The sequence below is a fragment of the Sulfitobacter sp. IGS-18 genome (genome assembly GCF_059628195.1).
On the sequence record NZ_CM184556.1, the window covers coordinates 701,822 to 721,541 of the forward strand.

Below are 19,720 nucleotides of genomic sequence, written 5' to 3' on the forward strand. Positions count from 1 at the left end.
GGGGCGCTGCCCCTCGCGCTCCCCGGAGGTATTTTGAGGATAAAAACGTTGGCTTTCACCCCTTGTAGGGGTCGAGCGATGCCCGCAGGCCGTCGCCCAGGAAGTTGAATGCCAGGACAACGATGATGATGGGCAGCATGGGGATGGCCGTCCACCAGTAGATTTCGATGCTGGCCAGGTTCTGGGCGTCGTTCAGCATGACGCCCCAGCTGACGGCCGGGGCGCGCAGGCCGAGGCCGAGGAAGCTCAGCGCCGTCTCACCCAGGATCATTGCCGGGATCGACAGGGTTGCGCTGGCGATCAGATGCGACATGAAGTTCGGCAGCAGATGCCTGCTGATGATCCGCGCCGGTCTGGCCCCCATCATTTCCGCCGCTTTCACGAATTCCTCCTCGCGCAGCGACAGGAATTTCGACCGCACCGCCCGGGCGAGGCCGGGCCAGTCCAGGATGCCGAGAATGATCGAGATGATGAAAAAGACCGCGACCGGGCTCCAGTTGGAAGGCACCGCCGCCGAGAGGGCGAGCCAGAGCGGCAGTTCCGGCAGGGAGCGCAGGATTTCGATGGCCCGGTTGATGATCCAGTCGGTGCGCCCGCCAAAGTAACCCGCAAGCGCCCCGAAGGTGATGCCAAGCAGGAAGGAGACGGTGATGCCGATCAGCCCGACCGTCAGCGACAGTTGCGCGCCATAGAGGATACGACTGAACACGTCCCGGCCCAGCCTGTCTGACCCCCAGAGAAAGATCGTGGCCCCCGGCGGCGCACAGAACAGATGGGTGTCGGAGGGGATCAGGCCGAAGAGGTTGTAATCCGCCCCTTCGCAGAAAAATTCCAGCGGCATCGGGGTGGATGTGTCGGTGGTATAGGTCCAGCGGAAATTGACCAGATCGGCCTCTGCCGTGATCGGATAGACGTAAGGCCCCACAAACGACCCCTCGTGCCACAGGTTGACGCTTTGCGGCGGCGCATAGAGATAGTCGGCGCTGCGCTGATTAGGGGTATAGGGGGAGATGAAACCGGCAATGGGCAGCATCAGATAGCACAACAGCAGGAAAATGCCCGATATCAGCCCGATCCGGTGGCGTTTGAACTTGCGCCAGGTCAGCAGCCAGGCCGGCGCATCCATGTCCGCGCGTTCGGGGGCGCTGATGTCGGTGTCATCGGACCAGGCTTCTGCATCGACATAACGGTTGTCCGGCTGAATGCTCATGTGTCACGGCTCCCGTAGCGGATGCGCGGATCGAGCAGCACCAGCAACATGTCCGAGATCATCGTGCCGACCAGTGTCAGCAGAGCCACGAACATCAGCACGAAGGCGGCAAGGAACTGATCCTGGCTTTTCAGCGCGGCCAGCAGGGCAGGGCCGATGGTCGGCAGGGCCAGGACGACCGACACCAGCACTGAGCCGGAGACCATGGCCGGCAGCAGGTTGCCGATGTCCGCGACAAAGGGGTTGAAGGCCATCCGCAGGGGATATTTGGCCAACAGGCGCGCCGGTGCCAGCCCCTTGGCGCGGGCGGTCTCCACATAGGGTTTGCTGAGCTCGTCCAGCATGTTTGCGCGCAGGCGCTGCATCATCGCCGCCGCCCCCGCAGTGCCGATGACGAAAGTGGGCACGATCAGATGGGTGGCCATGGATTTGACCTTGGCCCAGCTCAGCGGTTCGCCCTCGAAACTGGCGTCCATCAGGCCGCCGATGGGAATGTCGAAATACTTGTGCCCATAGTAGAACAGGATCAGCGCCAACAGGAAGTTGGGTGTGGCAAGGCCAAGATATCCCACGAATCCGGCGGTGTAATCCATCCATGTCTCTGCCTCGGCAGCGGCCAGCACGCCCAGCGGCAGGGCGACCACATAGACAAAGAGCACGGCGGCGAGATTGACCAGCACGGTCAGCCAGAGCGCATCCCCCACGATTTCCCCGACCGGCCGGTCGAATTCGAAGGACCAGCCGAAATCGCCCTGGATCAGCCCGGAGAACCCGTTGGGGCCGGGGGCAAAGCCGACCCAGATCAGGTATTGTTCCCAGATCGGCCGGTCCAGCGCATATTCGGTGCGCAGGAATTCGGCCTTGGCCACACCTTCGGCCTGACCGGTGGCACGCAGCTCGGCAATCTGGTTGGACAGGTAATCGCCGGGCGGCAGGTTGATGATGGTGAAGACAAGGATCGACACGATCCAGAGCGTCAGCAGCATGGTGAAAAAGCGATAGACCGCGTATTTGAGAAAGGTCATTGCGTCACCTGTTGCAGGGCATCTTCAAAGTAGAATTCGTCGATGCGGTGGACGCCGAAATGCGCGCCGGGTTCAAACGCCCAGATCGCCGTCTCGGGCACGTTGCGCAGCCGCTTGTTGACCACCACGGGCTGCGGGGCTTCGGACAGGATGCCAATCGCGAATTGCTGCTCTGCGTGGATGTCCAGCATCTCAGCCCAGATGGCGCGGCGTTCATCCCGGTCGAAGGTATGGTTCCATTGGTCCGACAGCGCCAGCAGGCGTTTCGCCTCCGGCAGATCCGGGGCTTCGCCGACCTCGCCCCCCGACTGGAAGTACTGGCCCCACTTTGGCCAGGCAAAGAATTCCTGGTTGGTGGGGGCAAGATACATCGGCGAGGTCGAGGCGGAGGGCAGCCCGTTGTCCCAGCCGAACCAGACCGCCGACATCGACACTCCGGCATAAACACGGTTGCGCAGGATGTCGCGGTCAAGCGGGCGCATCACCAGTTTGATCCCGAGGTCGCGCCAGGTGTCCGTGACGATGGCCAGGGCATTCTCGACCTCTTGCCGTTCGCCTGCCGTTTCCACGATGAACTCCATTGGCCGCCCGTCCGGTAATTTGCGCAGCCCGTCCGGAGTACGGTCGGTCAGGCCCATCTCGTCCAGCAGTCCATTGGCCGCGTCGATGTCCATGGTAGCCCACATCGACAGATCGGCGCGGTTGAACAGGGGGCTGGATGACAGGGCGGTCATGCCGCCCTCCAGCGCCAGGCCGAAATAGAGGGCGCGGTTGATCATATGCCGGTCGATGCCCATGCTGAGCGCCCGGCGGAACCGCACATCGCGCATCACCCCGCGCCAGACGGGATCGTTGAAGTTGAGGTTGGGGTAGATCGCGATCTGGCTGGCCGCCCCGTTGCCCCAGAGCAGCGTGCGGTAGTTGCCGCCGTCGGATTCGCCCTTCTTGAGGATCGAAATGTCCGGGAAATCGAGGCCGCGCGCCTGAAGGTCTGCCTCGCCCGCGTTGGCCTTGGCCGCAACCAGCCCGCCGCCCACGATGCTCATCTCGACAATGTCGATATAGGGCAACTGGACCCCCCGGGCGTCGATCCTGTGATAATAGGGGTTGCGCACGAAAACCTGCCGCGAGGTGGTGCCGCTGGCGTTGATCCAGGGCTGCAGGGTCGGCTGCTGCGGGTTGTCGAACTTGTACATGCTGTCACGACGGTTGTGCAGCGCGGCCCAGCTCTTGACCCGCGCCTTGCGGGTTTCCAGTTTCAGCGCGGCGGGATCCGCGAGGTCGCCGTGAAACTGTCTCAGGTAATGTGCAGGCCGATAGATGAACGGCGGGGCCGCCTGTGCCAGCAACGGCAGGAAGTTTGCATTGGCGGTGGGCCATTCGAATACCACCGTATAGGCATCGGGAAAGGTCACGCTGCCCAGGACGCCGTCGACATACATGAACTCCGGCGGCCCGGTTGGCGTGATCTTTTCATTGTTCACGACATATTCCCACCAATAGCGGAAATCTTCCGACGTGAAGGGCGCGCCGTCGGACCAGCGGTGGCCGGGGCGCAGATGCATGGTGAACCTGCGGTCTTCCTCGATCTCGATGTCGCGCAGGATGTCGGGGTAAAGTTCGTAGTTGGTGTCATAGCCGACCAGGCGGGCATAGCCATACACCACCATCTGGCGCACGTCCTTGGCACGCGAGACCATGGTGCGCAGGGTGCCACCCTGCCTGCCAAAGCTGCGCCCCTTGGCGGGCAGATCGACGATCAGCGGCGTTTCCGGCAAACGCTCTGCAATCGGGGGCAGGTGGCCCTGGTTGATCTCCATCTGCCAGAAGGAGCTTTCCTGAGGCGCCGGCATCTGTTGGGCAGAGGCGGAGAGGCCCGTGATCAGGGCGAGGCAGAGGGCGATGCACCTAAACATGGCACCTCACCAGATGTCCGGGATCCAGCTCGCGCAGGATGGGTGCGTCAGCGCCTTCAAAGCGGAACCGGTCCGGCCAGCTTGCCGGTGATCCGGCGCCTTTTGCGACCAGGGCAAGGTCGATGGGGCGCGAAAGGTCCGGTTCCGGCTGTGCGGCGATCAGGGCCCGGGTGTAGGGGTGGCAGGGGTTGTAGAACAGCGTTTCGGGCGGCGCCTGTTCCACGATCACCCCGGCGCGCATCACCGCGACCTCATCGGCGATCCGCGCGACCACGGCCAGATCGTGGCTGATGAACAGATAGCTCAGCGCGGCACGGTCGCGGATGTCTTCGAGCAGGGTCAGGATCTGATCCTGCACGGAAACATCCAGCGCCGAGGTCGGCTCGTCACAGATCAGCAGCCTGGGATCGAGGGTCAGCGCCCGGGCGATTGACAGGCGCTGTCGCTGACCACCGGAAAACGCATGCGGATAGCGGCGCAGCATGTCCGGGTCCAGCCCGACCCAGCGCAGCATTTCCGCCGCTTTTTCAAGCTGCTCCGCGCGGCTGCCGATGTTGTGGATCTGCATCGGCTCGATCATCGCGCTTTGCACCCGCATGCGGGGGGAAAGGGAGGAATAGGGATCCTGGAACACCATCTGCGCCTGACGCTGAAAGGCGGTGCGCTGGGCGCGCGTCATGTCGTGCACGGGCAGCGGCGCATCGTCCCGGTCCGGGGCAAACAGCACCTCTCCGCCGGGATCGGGGCGTTCCGCGCCAAGGGCGATGCGCGCGCAGGTCGTCTTGCCCGAGCCGCTTTCGCCCACCACGGCCAGTGTTTTGCCGCGCACCACCTGCAGGTTCACGTCCCGGCAGGCCGCGATCTGTACCGGTTTGCGCCAGCCCCCGGCCCGCATGGTATAGGTCTTGGACACGTTCCTGAGGTCGAGAATGATGTCCTTGCGATCCAGTGCCCGCGCGGGTTGCGCGACCTCCGGGATCATCGGCGCGGCGGCAAAGAGCTTTTTCGTGTAGCCATGTGCAGGCGCCCCCAGAATGCCGCTGGCGCCGCCGCTTTCCATGACACGGCCCTTGTTCATGACCACGACCTGCTGCGCCATATTGGCCACAACGCCCAGATCATGGGTTACCAGGATGACGGCCATGCCGGTATCCTTCTGCAAGCTGCGGATCAGCCCCAGAACCTGCGCCTGCGTCGTGACGTCCAGCGCGGTGGTGGGTTCATCCGCGATCAACAGCTCCGGTTCGGCAACCATGGCCATGGCGATCATGGCGCGCTGACGCATCCCGCCCGACATCTCGAAGGGATAGCTCCGCCATGCCCGTTCAGGATCTGCAAAGCCGACTTTCTCGAATTGGGCCAGGACCCGGCGCTTTGTCTCGGCGCCGCCGAGATTGCGGTGAATCCGCAACACCTCGCCGACCTGATTGCCCAGCCGGTGCAGCGGTGACAGCGAGCGCATCGGCTCCTGAAAGATCATCGCGATCCGGTTGCCCCGGATGCGCCGCATTTGCCTGCTGGAACAGGTCAGCAGGTCGGTCGCCCCGTCAGGCTGATTGAACGTGATCCCGCCGCCCCGGACCTGCGCCGTCTCCGGCAGGATGCGCAGGATCGCGCGGCAGGAAAGCGTCTTGCCCGATCCGCTTTCGCCGACCAGCGCAAGTGTCTCGCCCGCGTGTACCGAAAAGCTCACGTTGCTGACCACCGGCGGGGCCATGCCAAAGCCGATCGTAAGTGCGTCAACATCGAGCAGTGAGGTCATCGGGTTCCTGTCGGGGCCAAGAGTACAGAACTTGAAGTGAAGCCTATTCCGCGCCACAGGTCCAGAGGCGCGCGGCGTCAGGCGTCAATGCTTCACTTTGTGCTGCACCTGCGCCATGTAGGGCCGGAAATGTTACAGGAGTACCGCATGAGCCGCCTAGATGTCTTTATCAACCGGATGTTGTCGCAGCGCGCCTGTCTGGATCACGCCGCCGCGCGGACTGCCGACTTCCCCGGACCAGTGTTCGAACTGGGGCTGGGCAATGGCCGCACCTATCATCACATGCGCGAGACGATGCCGGGCCGCGACATCTTTGTGTTTGAGCGGGCCGTTGCCGCCCATCCTGACAGCACACCGGCCGACGAGATGCTGATTCTGGGCGATGTGCGCGAAACGCTGGTTGAGGCGCTTGCGCGGTTCGGGCCGACGGTGGCGCTGATTCATGCCGATCTGGGCGGTCACAACCTGTCCAAGAACGATGCTTTCGCGCGGCTTGTCTCGCCCCTGATCGAGCCGCTTCTGGCGCCGGGTGGCCTGATGGTGTCATCGGACCGGATGTATTTCGAGCGTTTGCAGGAGCAGGAATTGCCGCCAGAGGCGGTGCCGGGGCGGTGTTTCATCTACGGCTAGGGGCTGGCTGCTCCCCGGTCGGGCGTAAGGCCGTTGATCCGAAACAGGATCTGTTCCGGTGTCGATTTACTTGCGGTAAGGATGATCCCCGCCAGTCGTATACATGTTGCCGATGTTGCCTGTGTCGCCAATACGGCCGATGGGGCCAATGGGACCGTGCATCCAGAAGACCCTCCTGTGATGACATGTCAAAAATGACATGTCATCACAGGAGGGTTGAAAGCGCTGCATGTTTCATTCGATGCGACGGGTTTTCTGAATCTTCGCTGTGATGCGGAGGAACGAAGCGAACTCAACTGCCAGGTGTTTCCGACCTGAACCGGCGCTTTCCCGCCGTTCCGTTTGGCGATGCCAATGCCCAAAAGCATCCCCGCCCGGCGACAGCACTCTGACACAAACCGGCTTGCCCGGCATCTGAAAGGGTGGGCCACAATCTGACCCGCTCAGAGGCAAGTCTCCAGGCTCCCGGCATGGGCAGACCCAGGATGACGCCCCGTCCTTGCCCATACCTTTGTTTTTGGTCTTGTGCCTTTGAAATCGTGAACCTATGTTCCGATGAATTTTGCGAAACAGTGTTTTGCAATGCGAAACAGCAATGGGGAGGATTGCTTTGCCGGAATTGCCCGCACCGCTGAGACCGCGCAGGCCGGGGGTGACCCGCTTGGTCGCCGTTGCCGTTGCCTGCCTGCGGCCATCTCGCATCAGCGCGGGGGCATGTCCGTGCAAATGACATCCGGTCAGACAGAATCCGGGACCACCGACCGCAAGTTTGCCAACACGCTTGCCCGGGGCCTTGGCGTGTTGCGGGCCTTTCGTGCCAGCGACAACGGGCTGACCCATGCAGAAATCGCCAAACGTACCGGATTGCCCAAGCCGACGATCTCGCGGCTGACCTATACGCTGTGCGAACTGGGCTATCTCGTCCATGGCGGGCGCAACGACCGGTTCCGCCTGGGCCCGGCCGCCGTGGCCCTTGGGTCTGTTGCGGGGCTTTCCGTCGGCTTTGTCGATCATGCCTCGGAACAGATGCAGGCGCTCGCGGACCGGACCGGCACGCTGGCGCTGATAGCCGTGCGCGACGGTGCGCGGATGCTGCTGGCAAAAACCTGGCGGCCCGAAGGGAAATCGACCATCTGGCTGGATCCAGGCTACCGCATTCCGATGTACGGCTCCTCCTCCGGCATGGCAGTGCTGGCCTCGATGGATGACGACAGGTTCGCGGGGCTTGAAAACGCCGACACCCTGGTGTCCTTTCGCAGGCAGGGCTACGACCAGCTGCTGGGGCAGGGATTTGTCATCACCCCGCGCGACCTGCGCTACACAGGTACTGTCAACGCGGTGAGCGTACCCTATTTCGCGAATGAATTTGGTGAATCCGTTGCCTTTACCTGTGGCGCATCACCTGCTGACCTGCCGACGCACCGCATGCTGGCAGAGGTCGGCCCCGCCCTGCGCGATACCGTGCGCGCGCTTGAGCAGAACACCGGACATGCTGCTGCGCTGATACGGCGCGGCTGAGACTTCAAGGAGACCTGAAATGACCGACAAGATCGACTATTCCCGCCACGACGACATCGCCGTCCTGCGCATCCGGAATCCCCCTGTCAACGCGCTGTCACAGGCCGTGCGCCAGGGGCTGTCCGACGCCATGGACCGGGCCGAGGCCGAGGAAGGCGTCAGGGCGGTCCTGATCGTGGGTGAGGGGCGCGCCTTCATCGCGGGTGCCGACATCACCGAATTCGGCAAACCCCCGCAGGAACCCTTCCTGCCGGATCTTTGCACAAGGATCGAAGGATCGCCGCTGCTGGTGGTGGCCTCCATGCACGGGGTGTCGCTGGGCGGCGGGCTTGAGGTGGCGCTGGGCGCGCATTACCGCATCGCCCAGCCCGACGCGCGGGTGGGCCTGCCCGAGGTGCATCTGGGCCTGATCCCCGGCGCGGGCGGAACCCAGCGCGTGCCACGTCTGACGGGGGCGGAAAAGGCGATCGAGATGATCACCTCCGGTCGTCAGATCAAGGCGGCAGAGGCGCAGGAAATGGGCCTGATCGACCGCGTGGCCGAAGGTGATCCCGAAGCGGTGGGCCTTGCCTATGCGCGCGAGCTTCTCAGCGCCAATGCGCCGCGCCGCCCGGTCAGCGAACTGCCCGGCCCGGACCCCATCGACTGGGATGCCACCTATGACGCGGTGCTGAAAAAGGGCCGGGGCCAGATCAGCCCTGCCACCGCCGTGCGCGCGGTGCAGGACAGCGCCGAGCAACCCTTTGCTGAAGGAATGAAACGCGAGCGGGCGCATTTCATGGACCTGATGCAAACCGACCAGCGCAAGGGCATGATTCATGCCTTTTTCAACGAACGCGCCGTGGGCAACCTGCCGGAACTCAAGGGAGTGGAGCCGCGCGCCCTGCAATCCATTGGCGTCATCGGCGGTGGGACGATGGGGGCAGGCATTGCCACTGCTGCCCTGTTGGCCGGCCTGAATGTCATCCTGATCGAGATGAAGCAGGGGGCAGCGGATGCCGCGCGGGACCGCATCGGTGGCAATCTTCAGGGCGCGCTGAAACGCGGCAAGATTTCCCAGAACAAATTCGAAGCGATGATGACCACCGGGCTGGAGGTGTCGATCAACTACGACAGCCTGCGCGACGTCGATCTGGTGGTCGAGGCGGTGTTCGAGGACATGGGCGTGAAACGCGAGGTTTTCGGCAAGCTCGACGCCGTGTGCAAGCCGGGCTGCGTGCTGGCCTCCAACACCTCCTATCTGGATGTGGACGAAATTGCCGCCGCCACCTCGCGGCCCGAAGACGTGATCGGCCTGCATTTCTTCTCGCCCGCACATGTCATGAAACTGCTTGAGGTCGTGGTGGCGGAAAAGACCGCGCCGGATGTCGTTGCCACCGGTTTTGCGCTGGGCAAGGCACTGGGCAAGATCAGCGTGCGCGCGGGCGTCTGCGACGGTTTCATCGGCAACCGTATTCTGGCGGTCTACCGCACCGCGGCGGACTATATGGTGCTGGACGGCGCATCGCCCTACCAGATCGACAAGGCACTGACCGACTTCGGCTTTGCCATGGGCCCCTTTGCCGTGGCCGACCTTGCCGGGCTCGACATCGGCTGGGCCACGCGCAAGCGCAAGGCGCCGCACCGCCACCCGGCGGAACGTGTGCCGACCTATATCGACCGGCTCTGCGAAGAGGGTCATTTCGGCCAGAAGACCGGCGAAGGCTATTACATCTACGAAAAGGGCAAGCGCGGCGGCACGCCGAACCCCAAGATCGCTGCACTGGTCGCGGAGGAACAGGCAGAGCGCGGAATTACGCCACGTGATTTCTCCGACGAAGAGATTGTGCGGCGCTACATGTGTGCCATGGTGAACGAAGCGGCCAAGGTTGTTGGCGAAGGCATCGCGCGGCGTCCTCTGGACGTCGATATGGTTCTGCTCTTCGGCTACGGCTTTCCACGCTATTGGGGGGGACCGATGAAATGGGCGGATATTCAGGGGCTGGACAAGGTGCTGGCCGACATCGAAGGCTATGCGCAGGAGGATGCTTGGTTCTGGCAACCCGCACCGCTGCTTCAGGAACTTGTGGCCGAGGGCCGTACATTCGACGACCTGAACAAGGCCAACTGACCCCCATCCACCAGGCGAATTCACGATAGGAGCACCGACATGGATCTGAGCTATTCCGAAGAAGAGAAAGCCTTCCGCGAGGAAGTCCGCACGTTTTTGAAAGACAAATTGCCCAAGGAGCTGAGCGACAAGGTGCGCTATGGCGGTGAGCTGGGCAAGGCCGACATCGAACGCTGGCATGCCATCCTGAACGAACAGGGCTGGCTGGCACCGAACTGGCCCAAGAAGTTCGGCGGGGCCGAATGGAACGCCGTGCAGCGCCACATCTTCGAGGAAGAGGCCGCCGCCCACCACGCGCCACGCATCGTGCCCTTTGGCCTGTCGATGCTGGCGCCCGTGCTGCAGAAGTTCGGCTCTAAGGAACAGCAGGACCATTGGCTGCCGCGCATCCTGAACGGCGATGACTGGTGGTGTCAGGGCTATTCCGAGCCGGGCGCCGGCTCCGACCTCGCCTCGCTCAAGACCACGGCGGTCCGCGACGGCGACCACTACATCGTGAACGGTCAGAAAACCTGGACCACGCTGGGCCAGCACGCCAACATGATCTTCTGCCTGGTGCGCACGGACAAGGAGGTCAAGCAACAGGAAGGCATCTCGTTCCTGCTGATCGACATGGACACGCCGGGTATCGAAGTGCGCCCGATTGTCCTGCTGGACGGCGGGGCCGAGGTGAACGAGGTCTGGTTCACGGATGTGAAAGTGCCTGTCGAAAACCTTGTGGGAGAAGAGAACAAGGGCTGGACCTATGCCAAGTACCTGCTGACCCACGAGCGGACGAATATCGCGGGCGTCGGATTCTCGCAGGCCGGCCTCACAGCGGTCAAGCGTCTCGCCAAGGCCGAGATGGCAGGCGGCAAGCCCCTGATCCAGAACCCGCATTTCGCGGCGCGTCTGGCTCAGGTGGAAATCGACCTGCAGGCCATGTCCACCACCAACCTGCGCATCATCTCCAAGGCGGCGGCGGGCACGGCGCCGGGGGTGGAATCCTCCATGCTCAAGGTCAAGGGCACGATCATCCGGCAGGAGATCAACGACCTCGCGCGGCGCGCTGCCGGGGCCTATGCGATGCCCTTCGCTTCCGAAGCGATCGAAGGCTCCAACGCGGGCCTGCCCGATCCGCTGTCCGCGGGCCCTGTGGCCGCGCAGTATTTCAACAACCGCAAGCTGTCGATCTTTGGCGGCTCCAACGAAATCCAGCGTGGCATCATCGCCAAGGTCACGATGGGAGGATAACAGATGAATTTCGAGCTGACTGAAGAACGCCAGATGCTGCAGGACACCCTGCGCCGCTACCTGCGCGAGAAATACGACACTGCTACGCGCAACAAGATCATCGAAAGTGACGCGGGCTACAGTGCCGCGATCTGGGCCGAACTGGCCGAACTGGGTGTGATCGGTGCGCTTTTCACCGAAGAGCAGGGCGGTTTCGGCGGCAAGGGCTTTGACCTTACCACGGTGTTCGAGGAACTGGGCCGCGCGGGTGTGGTGGAGCCTTTCCTTGATACCGCCGTGCTGGCCGGTGGCCTGATCGCCGATCTGGGCAACGACGACCAGCAGGCCCATGTGGAAGAGATCATCGCGGGCAGCCTGCAACTGGCCTTCGCCCATGGCGAACCGACCAGCCGCTATGACCTGAACCGCGTGCAAACCACGGCAAAACCCGATGGCGACGACATCGTGCTGAACGGTCACAAGGCTGTCGTGGTGAATGCCGAAGCGGCCGACATGCTGGTCGTCTCGGCCCGCGAAAGCGGGGAGCCGGGCGACAACGACGGCATCTCGTTGTTTCTGGTCCCTGTGGATACCAAGGGTGTCACCATTCAGGGCTATGCCCTGCTGGCCGGGGGCCGCGCCGCCGAGGTGATGCTGGACAATGTGAAAATCCCTGTCTCTACCCGTCTTGGCGCGGCCGGCAAGGCCTTTGACGCCATCGAGGCGCGGGTGGCAGCGGCATCCGTGGCACAGGTCGCCGAAACCCTGGGCGCGATGGAGACCGCGACCCGGCTGACCAAGGATTACCTGGGAACGCGCAAGCAATTCGGCCGCCCCATTGGCACCTTTCAGGCGCTGGCGCACCGCATGTCCGACCTGCTGATCGAGATGGAGCAGGCGCGCTCTGCCGTGATCAACGCGGCGGGGCATCTGGAATCGGACCGTTCGGTTCGCGAAAGCCATGTCTCGGCGGCCAAGAACCTGATGGGCCGGGCGGGCCGTCTGGTGGCAGAGGATTCGATCCAGATGCACGGCGGCATTGCCATGACCCAGGAATATGAGCTGGCCCATATCGCCAAGCGGATCGTCATGGCGGACCACCGCTTTGGTGACACCGACCACCATCTGGAGCGTTTCATTGCCCTCTCCGCTGCCTGAGACCGCACATCTGATCGAGAACGAGACCGGGACGCAGACATTGATCGGCTATGTCGTCGATGTCAGCGACCCGGACGGTCGGGGGCGGGTCTGGCTGGACATCGGGCCGCAGCACACCAACCGGCACAATGTGCTGCACGGGGGCATCGCCACGGCGGTGCTCGACAACGCCTGTGGGACCACCGGATCACTGACGGTCGATGCCACCGGCAAGGCGCCATTCCTGACGATTTCCATGAATGTGCAGTTCGTCGCACCGGCGCGGGCAGGCACCCGTGTCACCGCCACGGGCCGTGTCGTGGGCGGCGGGCGCAGCACGCTGTTCATCGCTGCCGATCTGGTGGATGAAAACGACCGTCTGATCGCCACCGCATCGGGGGTCTTCAAACGGGTTCCCGAGGAGAAACTGAAATGAGCGCACGGCTGGAGGACAAGGGCGACCGCCTGATTGTCTGGAATGGCAACACCGCCAAACGCGGGGCGCTCAGCCCCGAGCTTTACGACTGCATCCTTGAGGCGGTGAAACAGGCGCATGACCGGCGCATTCGCACGGTTATCCTCGCCTCCGAAGGTCCGTTTTTCTGCGCTGGGGGGGATCTGAACGTCCTGATCGAACGGCGCGGCCTGCCCGAGGCGGAACGCCGCGAGAAAATTGACGGGCTGCACGATCTGATCCGCGCGATACGGTCCTGCCCGGTCCCGGTCATCGCTGCGGTGGAGGGCGGTGCAGCGGGTGCCGGCCTGTCCCTCGCGCTGGCCTGCGACCTGATCGTCGCCTCCGAAGAGGCGCGCTTTACCGCCGCCTATGTCAAGGCGGGGCTGGTGCCGGATGGCGGGCTGACCTCTGCCATGGCACGGATGCTGCCGCGCCCCCTGGCGATGGAGATGTGCCTGATGGGCCGCCCGGTGAATGCCCTTCGCTTTGCCGAACTTGGCGCGGTCAACCGCATCAGCAAACCCGACAAGGCACTGGAAGAGGCCATGATGCTGGCAGACACGCTGGCCGATGGCCCGCGCGACGCGCAAAGCACAATCCGGGGTCTGGTTGCCGACGCCTATGAAGCGACCGAGGCGGAGCAACTGGATGCCGAACGCAACGCAATGGCAGCGGCGTCAGGCAAGGACGAGGCCGCCGAAGGGATTGCGGCCTTCTTGGAAAAACGCAAACCCGTCTATCGCTGAGCGGTTTCGGGGGGGAGGAGTGACAATGGCACGGGTGGAGAAATTTCTCGCCGATCAGGTGGCGCGCGCGCCCCTGTCCACGGCGCTCAGCGACAGCACGGGAACCCTCTGGACCTTCGCCGATCTGGACGCGGCCAGCGATGTTCTGGCGGCAGAGCTTCAGGACGCCGGCGTGCAGGCCAACGACCGGGTGCTGCTGCTGGCCGAAAACTGCGCCGCCGCCGTTGCCGCCCTGCATGCGGCCTGGAAGCTGGGCGCGGTGATCATCCCCTTCAACGCCCGCCAGACCGAGGGCGAGGTACAGAAGATCCTCAATCACGCCACCCCCGCTGCCGTGCTGATGACCAGCGCGGTGTCCGGGGATGCCGCCCGACACGCCGAACGGATGGACGCACGCGAGATTACCGGGATGTTCGGTACTGTCCACATCGCCACGCCCGGACCCAGCAACCCTGATGACGACCTCCACGACGTCGCGGTGCTGCTTTATACCACCGGGACCACGGGCGATCCCAAGGGTGTGATGCTGACCCATTCGGGGATGCGGTTTGGCGGTCAGGCCTCCGCCGCACTGCGCAGCATGACCCATGACGATGTGATCTATGGCGCGCTGCCGATGAGCCATGTCTTCGGCCTTGTCTCTGTCATCACGGCGGCCTGTTTTGCGGGCACCCATGTGCGGCTTGAGGCACGGTTTTCCGCGCAAAAGCTGTTCGAGGCGGCGCATGACGGGGTCACCATCATCCCGGCGGTGCCGCAGATGCATGCGCTGGTGATGCAATATACCAAGGAAAAGGGGCTGGATCGGCTGGGCTCACCCAGCCTGCGCTATGTCTCTTCCGGCGGCGCGCCGCTGGACCCGGCCTGGAAGCGCAAGGCAGAAGCCTTTTACGAGCTGCCCCTGCAGAACGGGTTCGGCATGACCGAGACGACCTCCGGCGCTTCGGCCACGGTGAATGCGATCGGCTCGCCCGATACCTCGGTGGGGCCTGTTACCCCCGGTACCGAAGCGATGATCGACGAAACCGTGCCCGGCGGCGGCGAAGGGCAGGGCGAGGTGCTGATCCGTGGCCCCCATGTGATGAAGGGCTACTACCGCAACCCCGCAGAAACCGCCAAAGCGGTGGATGCGGACGGCTGGCTGCACACCGGAGATCTGGGCAAGATCGACGCCGAGGGGCGTCTGCACATCCTGGGACGGTCGAAAGAGCTGATCATCCATGGCGGGTTCAACGTCTATCCGCCCGAGGTGGAGGCGGCGCTGAACGATCATCCGCAGGTGATCCAGTCAGCGGTGATCGGCCGGATGAAGGATGGCGACGAGGAAGTCCTGGCCTTCGTGCAGGTGGCCGAGGGCGACATCCCCGATGCGGAGGAACTGCGCGCCTTTGTCAAGGAACGGCTGGCGGGCTACAAACGGCCCAGCCAGATCATCGTCGGCACCAGCCTGCCTGCGGCGCCGACGGGCAAGATCCTCAAGCACCGGCTGCTCGACGCCTTTGCCGATCAGATCAGGGACTGATCGGCAGAAATCAGACGTAAGTGCCGACAGCCGCCTGCCGGATGGCGCGGATGTTCTCGCCGTAAGGCGCGGGGTTACCGGCCGATCCGCCCTTGAACACCGCCGATCCCGCCACCAGCACATCCGCGCCCGCCTTCACGCATTCGGGGGCGGTCTCGACGGTCACGCCGCCGTCAATCACGATATGCACGGGACGGTCGCCGATCATGTTGCGCAGGGTTGCGATCTTGTGGGCAAGGGGGATGAACTTCTGCCCGCCAAAGCCGGGGTTCACCGTCATCACGCAGACCAGGTCGGCATCATCCAGCAGGTATTCCACCGCGCTGGCCGGGGTGCCCGGGTTCAGCGCCACACCGGCCTTGCACCCGGCCCCCCGGATCGCCTGCAGGGTGCGGTGGATGTGCGGCCCCGCCTCCACATGGGCGGTGATGATGTCGGCACCGGCATCGGCAAAAGCGTCAATATAGGGGTCGACCGGCGCGATCATCAGATGCACGTCCATCACCCCCTTGATATGGGGCCGGATCGCGGCGCATGTCGTCGGGCCGAAGCTGATGTTCGGCACGAAATGCCCGTCCATCACGTCAACATGAATCCAATCCGCGCCCTGCGCTTCCACCGCGGCGCATTCCGCTCCGAAGTTGGCGAAATCGGCGGCGAGGATGGAGGGGGCGATTTTCACGGAACGGTCAAAGGTCATGGCAGTCTTTCCGGCAGCTGAGACATGGTCCGCGTCATAGCCTGCAGGCGCGCCGGAGGATAGGGCGTTTCAAGGTATTTTTCCGAAGGTGCAGATGATGGCCCCGCCTTTACAGTGTCGCGCCTTTAACCTGATACATCCGGTATCGGCGATTCAAGTTTAAGGCGGGGCGCTTTCGGCAGCAGCCCGGGTCCGGGCGGATTACGCCTGATGCTCGGGCGGCGCCTGCAGCAGATCAAGCAGGCTGGCAAAGGATGTGCCCGTCCGTGGCAGCGCCAGACAGGCTGCCATGATCGCCTCTGCCCTGCGTTGCCCGATCACAGGCGCGGCGAAGCGCATGAACTTGTCGGTGATGTCCTGTGCTGCGAAAGGACGTTCCGGCCCGCCGCGCGCATGTACCTCGCCCGAGGGCAGGATTCGCCCGTCTTTCAGCGTGAGGGTGACATCGGCCCATCGCCCGGCGGGATAACGTGCCTCATGCTCCGGCCCCACGCGCATCTTTGTCATCGCCACCAGTTGCGCGGCCACCGGGTCCTGCAGCCCCGCGCCCGCGATATGCTCCAGCCGGATGTCGCCCCGGGCGATCATGACCGCCACGGCAAAGGGCAGCGAATATTGCGCCTGAGAGGTCGTCTCAGGGACGCCGGGAAAAAGCTGTACCGCGTTGTGAAAGCTGCGGATGTCGATGGCGGCGACCTGCTCTGCCGAGACATCATGCGCAAGGCAGATTTCACGCACGGCATCTATGCTGGCATGCGCCCAGCGGCAGATCGGGTAGGGTTTGATATATTGGTGCAGCACCTGCCAGAACCGACCCAGGTCCGCCCAATGTTCCTGCGCCTCCGCAGCCTCGACGGTGATCGCGGGCGCACCGGTAAAGCCCATCTCGGCCATGATCAGGGCGGAGACCCCCACCAGCGCGCCCATCCCGGACCCGTCGTGCAGCATCGTGGGGGTCGCAATTTCGCGCATCATCTGGCTGCGCGGCCCGTGATATTCCGCGATACCCAGCGCCTCGCGCAATTGTGCCGCCGAACTGCCCCGCAACCGCGCCCCCAGCGCGGTGACGCCAAGGGCATTCCAGGCCCCCGATGTATGGTAATCGCTGACCGAAGCATGCAGCGCGATGGCCGCCCGCCCTGCCACTTCGTATCCCGTGACCAGTGCCGCAAGCGCGTCACGCCCCGACAGATCCGGCAGGTGCTGCGCAAGGGAGACCAGCGCCGGAACCACCGCCACCCCGGTATGCCCCTTGGTCGGGTTGTATCCATCATGCCCGTCCAGATTGTCGATCTGACTTGCCGTTGCAAAGGCCGCCCCGGCCAGGCTGGCCGCGCGTCCGTCGAACATCATCCAGGCGGTATCGTCCCGGCTGCCCGCCCCGTAAAGGCGCCGCGCGGTTTCGCGGGCGATCTGCCCCGCCTGCATCGGGGCGGCGGCAATTGCGATGCCCAATGTGTCCAGCAATAACAGCGCCACATGGTCCAGAACCGCCTGCGGTATCTCTTCGGTCCGCTGGTTGCGGATGAAGTGGTCGATGTGGTCTGGCAAGCCTTGCGCCATGAGAGCCTCCGCGTTGCTGCTGCATCCAGAATAGGGGGCCTCAGGGGGGATGATACGCCAATTGCGACATGTATCCGGCGTGTCTGGTGCAGGGCTGCAAACCTGTTAACACTACGCCGGGACAACAAAGGAACAGGCGATGGCCCAAACCACACATGAGGCGGATGAAGACAGCCGCAACCGCGATATCCGCATCTATGTGAACGGCGATATCGTGCACCGGGACGAGGCCAAGGTATCGGTCTATGACGCGGGCTTCATGCTGGGCGATGGCATCTGGGAAGGGATGCGGCTCTATCAGGGGACCTGGGCGTTCTTTGACGAACACATGGACCGCTTCTTCAATTCCTGCAAGGCCATCGACCTGGATGTCGGGACCGACAAGGCAGGCATCGCCGAGGCGCTGCGCCGCACGGCAGAGGCGAACGGGATGAGCGATGACGTGCATTGCCGGCTGATGCTGACCCGCGGGATCAAGGACAAGCCGTTCCAGCATCCCGGCCTCAGCACCTCCGGCCCGACGCTGGTGATCATCATGGAACATTCCAAACCGGTCGACCGCCTGCAATCGGCGGGCATCCGGCTGGCATCGGTGCCGCAGGTGCGCGGGTTGCCGCATGCGCAGGATCCAAAGCTGAACAGCCATTCCAAGCTGAACTGCATCATCGCTTGCCTGCAGGCCGAAGCTGCCGGTGCCGACGAGGCGCTGATGCTGGACCCGCATGGATTCGTGAACACGACCAATGCCTGCAACTTCTTCATCGTGCGCCGGGGCGAGGTCTGGACCTCGACCGGGGACTATTGCATGAACGGCGTGACCCGGGCCAAGGTCATCGACCTCTGCCTTGAAAACGGCATCCCTGTGCATCAGAAGAACTTCTCTCTCTACGAGGCCTATGGCGCGGACGAGGCGTTTCTGACCGGCACCTTCGGCGCGCAGACTCCCGTTGCTTCCATCGACGGCAAGACCATCGGCAACGGGGACCGGCCCGTGACCCGGACGATACAGGGCATGTACAGGGACCTGATCAAGAAACATGTAAGCGGAGCGGCGTGATATGGCAGACAGCATCACATCGGGACCACGGTCCTACCTGGAGCCCCTCAACCTGCGTGGGCGTATCTCAAAACCGCAGCCAAAAGGGCTGCCGCTGGTCAACCTGGGCTTCAATGAACTGCCCTATGGCCCCAGCCAGAAAGTTGCGGCTGCCGTGGCCGAAGCATCGGCGCAGGTCGCCTCCTATGGCACGCCGCTCTGCGACGGGCTGCGCGCGGCGCTGGCGCAGGCCAACGGGCTGGATGCCGATCAGATCATCTGCGGCAACGGGTCAGAGGAACTGCTGGATGTCATCGCGCGCAATTTCGTGCGGCCCGGGGATGAGGTGCTGATCTCGGCCTATGGCTATATCCAGTTTGAAATGGTTGCCGCCAGACAGGGCGCGACCCTGGTCAAGGCACCGGAGGCGGATTTCACATCGGACGTGGATGCGCTGCTGGGGGCGGTGACACCGCGCACCAGGCTGGTGTTCCTTGCCAATCCGAACAATCCCACCGGCACGGTGCTGCCAGTGTCGGAACTCAAACGTCTGGTCGAGGGGTTGCCGTCCGACGTGGTGGTGGTGCTGGACCTCGCCTATGGCGAATTCACCGGATTTGATCATTGCGCCGAGGTGCATGCGCTGGCGGAGGGACGCGAGAATGTCATCGTGACCCGGACCTTTTCCAAGGCCTATGGTTTGGCCGGCCTGCGCTGCGGCTGGGCCCATGCGCCTGCCGCGATGATGCCCAGCCTCTACGCCGCGCGGGGCATGGGCAGCGTCAACCGCCTCGCCCAGGCCGCCGCGACAGCCGCTTTGGCGGATCTGGCGGTGGTCAAGGCGCGTGTGGGTGAAATCGTGGCTGAGCGCCGCCGCGTCGCTGCCGCGCTGGCCGATATGGGGATCACGGCGCTGCCGTCGGGAACGAATTTCCTGCTGGTCCGCATCGACGGCAAAGGCGCCGAGGCAGCAGAGGCGCTGGTCGTGCATTTCTTTGACGATGCCGGGATCATTGTAAGCCGCACCCGCGAGGCGGGGCTGGAAGACTGGCTTCGGTTCTCGCTCGGCACGCCCGATCAGAACGACCTTCTGCTGCAAAGCGCCCGGAACTTCATGGAAGGCGCGGCCTGACCCCGGGGCCTCCCGCATTCTTAAGCCCAAAATACCCGGCGCGC

Annotated in this window: 16 protein-coding genes; 10 read left to right on the forward strand and 6 right to left on the reverse strand. The window is 63.8% G+C overall.

All coding sequences use genetic code 11. From position 1 onward, the window contains the following. Positions 1-55: 55 nt before the first annotated feature. The 4 genes from ACWNZ3_RS03415 to ACWNZ3_RS03430 are packed head-to-tail and all read right to left on the reverse strand — an operon-like array spanning position 56 to position 5,913. Entirely contained in the window at positions 56-1,210 is a 1,155-nt protein-coding gene (locus ACWNZ3_RS03415) for an ABC transporter permease (RefSeq protein WP_269365590.1), read from the reverse strand. Further along, positions 1,207-2,235 (reverse strand): ABC transporter permease, encoded by a 1,029-nt coding sequence (locus tag ACWNZ3_RS03420; RefSeq protein ID WP_496901188.1) that lies wholly within the window; start codon positions 2,233-2,235, stop codon positions 1,207-1,209. The genes ACWNZ3_RS03415 and ACWNZ3_RS03420 overlap by 4 nt, the downstream gene beginning before the upstream one ends. Then, entirely contained in the window at positions 2,232-4,151 is a 1,920-nt protein-coding gene (locus tag ACWNZ3_RS03425) for an ABC transporter substrate-binding protein (RefSeq protein WP_496901189.1), read from the reverse strand. The genes ACWNZ3_RS03420 and ACWNZ3_RS03425 overlap by 4 nt, the downstream gene beginning before the upstream one ends. Beyond that, the gene (locus ACWNZ3_RS03430) at positions 4,144-5,913 is read right to left on the reverse strand and encodes a dipeptide ABC transporter ATP-binding protein (RefSeq protein WP_269365594.1); all 1,770 of its coding nucleotides are present in this window, start codon (positions 5,911-5,913) and stop codon (positions 4,144-4,146) included. The genes ACWNZ3_RS03425 and ACWNZ3_RS03430 overlap by 8 nt, the downstream gene beginning before the upstream one ends. Before the next feature lie 147 nt (positions 5,914-6,060). On the opposite strand from ACWNZ3_RS03430, the gene ACWNZ3_RS03435 reads away from it, so the two are divergent. The 8 genes from ACWNZ3_RS03435 to ACWNZ3_RS03470 all read left to right on the forward strand — a co-directional run bounded on the left by ACWNZ3_RS03435 (position 6,061) and on the right by ACWNZ3_RS03470 (position 15,245). Next, entirely contained in the window at positions 6,061-6,543 is a 483-nt protein-coding gene (locus ACWNZ3_RS03435) for a class I SAM-dependent methyltransferase (RefSeq protein ID WP_496901190.1), read from the forward strand. 582 nt (positions 6,544-7,125) lie between these two features. Then, entirely contained in the window at positions 7,126-8,061 is a 936-nt protein-coding gene (locus ACWNZ3_RS03440; RefSeq protein WP_496901191.1) for an IclR family transcriptional regulator, read from the forward strand. Between the two features lie 19 nt (positions 8,062-8,080). Beyond that, positions 8,081-10,171 carry a 3-hydroxyacyl-CoA dehydrogenase NAD-binding domain-containing protein gene (locus ACWNZ3_RS03445; protein ID WP_496901192.1) on the forward strand — a complete coding sequence of 697 codons (2,091 nt, stop codon included), beginning with the start codon at positions 8,081-8,083 and terminating at the stop codon, positions 10,169-10,171. A gap of 39 nt (positions 10,172-10,210) precedes the next feature. Continuing rightward, positions 10,211-11,404, forward strand: a complete 1,194-nt coding sequence (locus tag ACWNZ3_RS03450) for an acyl-CoA dehydrogenase family protein (RefSeq protein WP_496901193.1) — start codon at positions 10,211-10,213, stop codon at positions 11,402-11,404. Positions 11,405-11,407: 3 nt separating this feature from the next. Beyond that, the gene (locus tag ACWNZ3_RS03455; protein WP_496901194.1) at positions 11,408-12,541 is read left to right on the forward strand and encodes an acyl-CoA dehydrogenase family protein; all 1,134 of its coding nucleotides are present in this window, start codon (positions 11,408-11,410) and stop codon (positions 12,539-12,541) included. After that, positions 12,522-12,956 carry a PaaI family thioesterase gene (locus ACWNZ3_RS03460; protein ID WP_496901195.1) on the forward strand — a complete coding sequence of 145 codons (435 nt, stop codon included), beginning with the start codon at positions 12,522-12,524 and terminating at the stop codon, positions 12,954-12,956. The genes ACWNZ3_RS03455 and ACWNZ3_RS03460 overlap by 20 nt, the downstream gene beginning before the upstream one ends. Then, positions 12,953-13,723, forward strand: a complete 771-nt coding sequence (locus ACWNZ3_RS03465; RefSeq protein ID WP_496901196.1) for an oxepin-CoA hydrolase, alternative type — start codon at positions 12,953-12,955, stop codon at positions 13,721-13,723. Before ACWNZ3_RS03460 ends, ACWNZ3_RS03465 begins: the two co-directional genes overlap by 4 nt. Before the next feature lie 25 nt (positions 13,724-13,748). Further along, positions 13,749-15,245: a class I adenylate-forming enzyme family protein gene (locus ACWNZ3_RS03470; protein WP_496901197.1), complete on the forward strand. Its 1,497-nt coding sequence runs from the start codon at positions 13,749-13,751 to the stop codon at positions 15,243-15,245. Positions 15,246-15,255: 10 nt separating this feature from the next. Here ACWNZ3_RS03470 and rpe read toward each other — a convergent pair whose 3' ends face one another. Both rpe and ACWNZ3_RS03480 read right to left on the reverse strand, forming a co-directional pair. Beyond that, positions 15,256-15,945: a ribulose-phosphate 3-epimerase gene (gene rpe / locus ACWNZ3_RS03475; RefSeq protein WP_496901198.1), complete on the reverse strand. Its 690-nt coding sequence runs from the start codon at positions 15,943-15,945 to the stop codon at positions 15,256-15,258. Between the two features lie 201 nt (positions 15,946-16,146). Next, positions 16,147-17,508 (reverse strand): MmgE/PrpD family protein, encoded by a 1,362-nt coding sequence (locus ACWNZ3_RS03480; protein WP_496901199.1) that lies wholly within the window; start codon positions 17,506-17,508, stop codon positions 16,147-16,149. Between the two features lie 139 nt (positions 17,509-17,647). Between ACWNZ3_RS03480 and ACWNZ3_RS03485 the strand changes: the two genes are divergently transcribed. Both ACWNZ3_RS03485 and ACWNZ3_RS03490 read left to right on the forward strand, forming a co-directional pair. After that, entirely contained in the window at positions 17,648-18,565 is a 918-nt protein-coding gene (locus ACWNZ3_RS03485) for an aminotransferase class IV (RefSeq protein ID WP_496901200.1), read from the forward strand. Between the two features lies 1 nt (position 18,566). Continuing rightward, positions 18,567-19,676 (forward strand): pyridoxal phosphate-dependent aminotransferase, encoded by a 1,110-nt coding sequence (locus ACWNZ3_RS03490; protein WP_496901201.1) that lies wholly within the window; start codon positions 18,567-18,569, stop codon positions 19,674-19,676. The last annotated feature ends 44 nt before the right edge of the window (positions 19,677-19,720 follow it).

Excerpts from the sequence above, each read along its gene's own strand:
- ACWNZ3_RS03415 (WP_269365590.1), bottom strand. The coding sequence starts at position 1,210 with ATGAGCATTCAGCCGGACAACCGTTATGTCGATGCAGAAGCCTGGTCC.
- ACWNZ3_RS03420 (WP_496901188.1), bottom strand. The coding sequence starts at position 2,235 with ATGACCTTTCTCAAATACGCGGTCTATCGCTTTTTCACCATGCTGCTG.
- ACWNZ3_RS03425 (WP_496901189.1), bottom strand. The coding sequence starts at position 4,151 with ATGTTTAGGTGCATCGCCCTCTGCCTCGCCCTGATCACGGGCCTCTCC.
- ACWNZ3_RS03430 (WP_269365594.1), bottom strand. The coding sequence starts at position 5,913 with ATGACCTCACTGCTCGATGTTGACGCACTTACGATCGGCTTTGGCATG.
- ACWNZ3_RS03435 (WP_496901190.1), top strand. The coding sequence starts at position 6,061 with ATGAGCCGCCTAGATGTCTTTATCAACCGGATGTTGTCGCAGCGCGCC.
- ACWNZ3_RS03440 (WP_496901191.1), top strand. The coding sequence starts at position 7,126 with ATGCGAAACAGCAATGGGGAGGATTGCTTTGCCGGAATTGCCCGCACC.
- ACWNZ3_RS03445 (WP_496901192.1), top strand. The coding sequence starts at position 8,081 with ATGACCGACAAGATCGACTATTCCCGCCACGACGACATCGCCGTCCTG.
- ACWNZ3_RS03450 (WP_496901193.1), top strand. The coding sequence starts at position 10,211 with ATGGATCTGAGCTATTCCGAAGAAGAGAAAGCCTTCCGCGAGGAAGTC.
- ACWNZ3_RS03455 (WP_496901194.1), top strand. The coding sequence starts at position 11,408 with ATGAATTTCGAGCTGACTGAAGAACGCCAGATGCTGCAGGACACCCTG.
- ACWNZ3_RS03465 (WP_496901196.1), top strand. The coding sequence starts at position 12,953 with ATGAGCGCACGGCTGGAGGACAAGGGCGACCGCCTGATTGTCTGGAAT.
- ACWNZ3_RS03470 (WP_496901197.1), top strand. The coding sequence starts at position 13,749 with ATGGCACGGGTGGAGAAATTTCTCGCCGATCAGGTGGCGCGCGCGCCC.
- rpe (WP_496901198.1), bottom strand. The coding sequence starts at position 15,945 with ATGACCTTTGACCGTTCCGTGAAAATCGCCCCCTCCATCCTCGCCGCC.
- ACWNZ3_RS03480 (WP_496901199.1), bottom strand. The coding sequence starts at position 17,508 with ATGGCGCAAGGCTTGCCAGACCACATCGACCACTTCATCCGCAACCAG.
- ACWNZ3_RS03485 (WP_496901200.1), top strand. The coding sequence starts at position 17,648 with ATGGCCCAAACCACACATGAGGCGGATGAAGACAGCCGCAACCGCGAT.
- ACWNZ3_RS03490 (WP_496901201.1), top strand. The coding sequence starts at position 18,567 with ATGGCAGACAGCATCACATCGGGACCACGGTCCTACCTGGAGCCCCTC.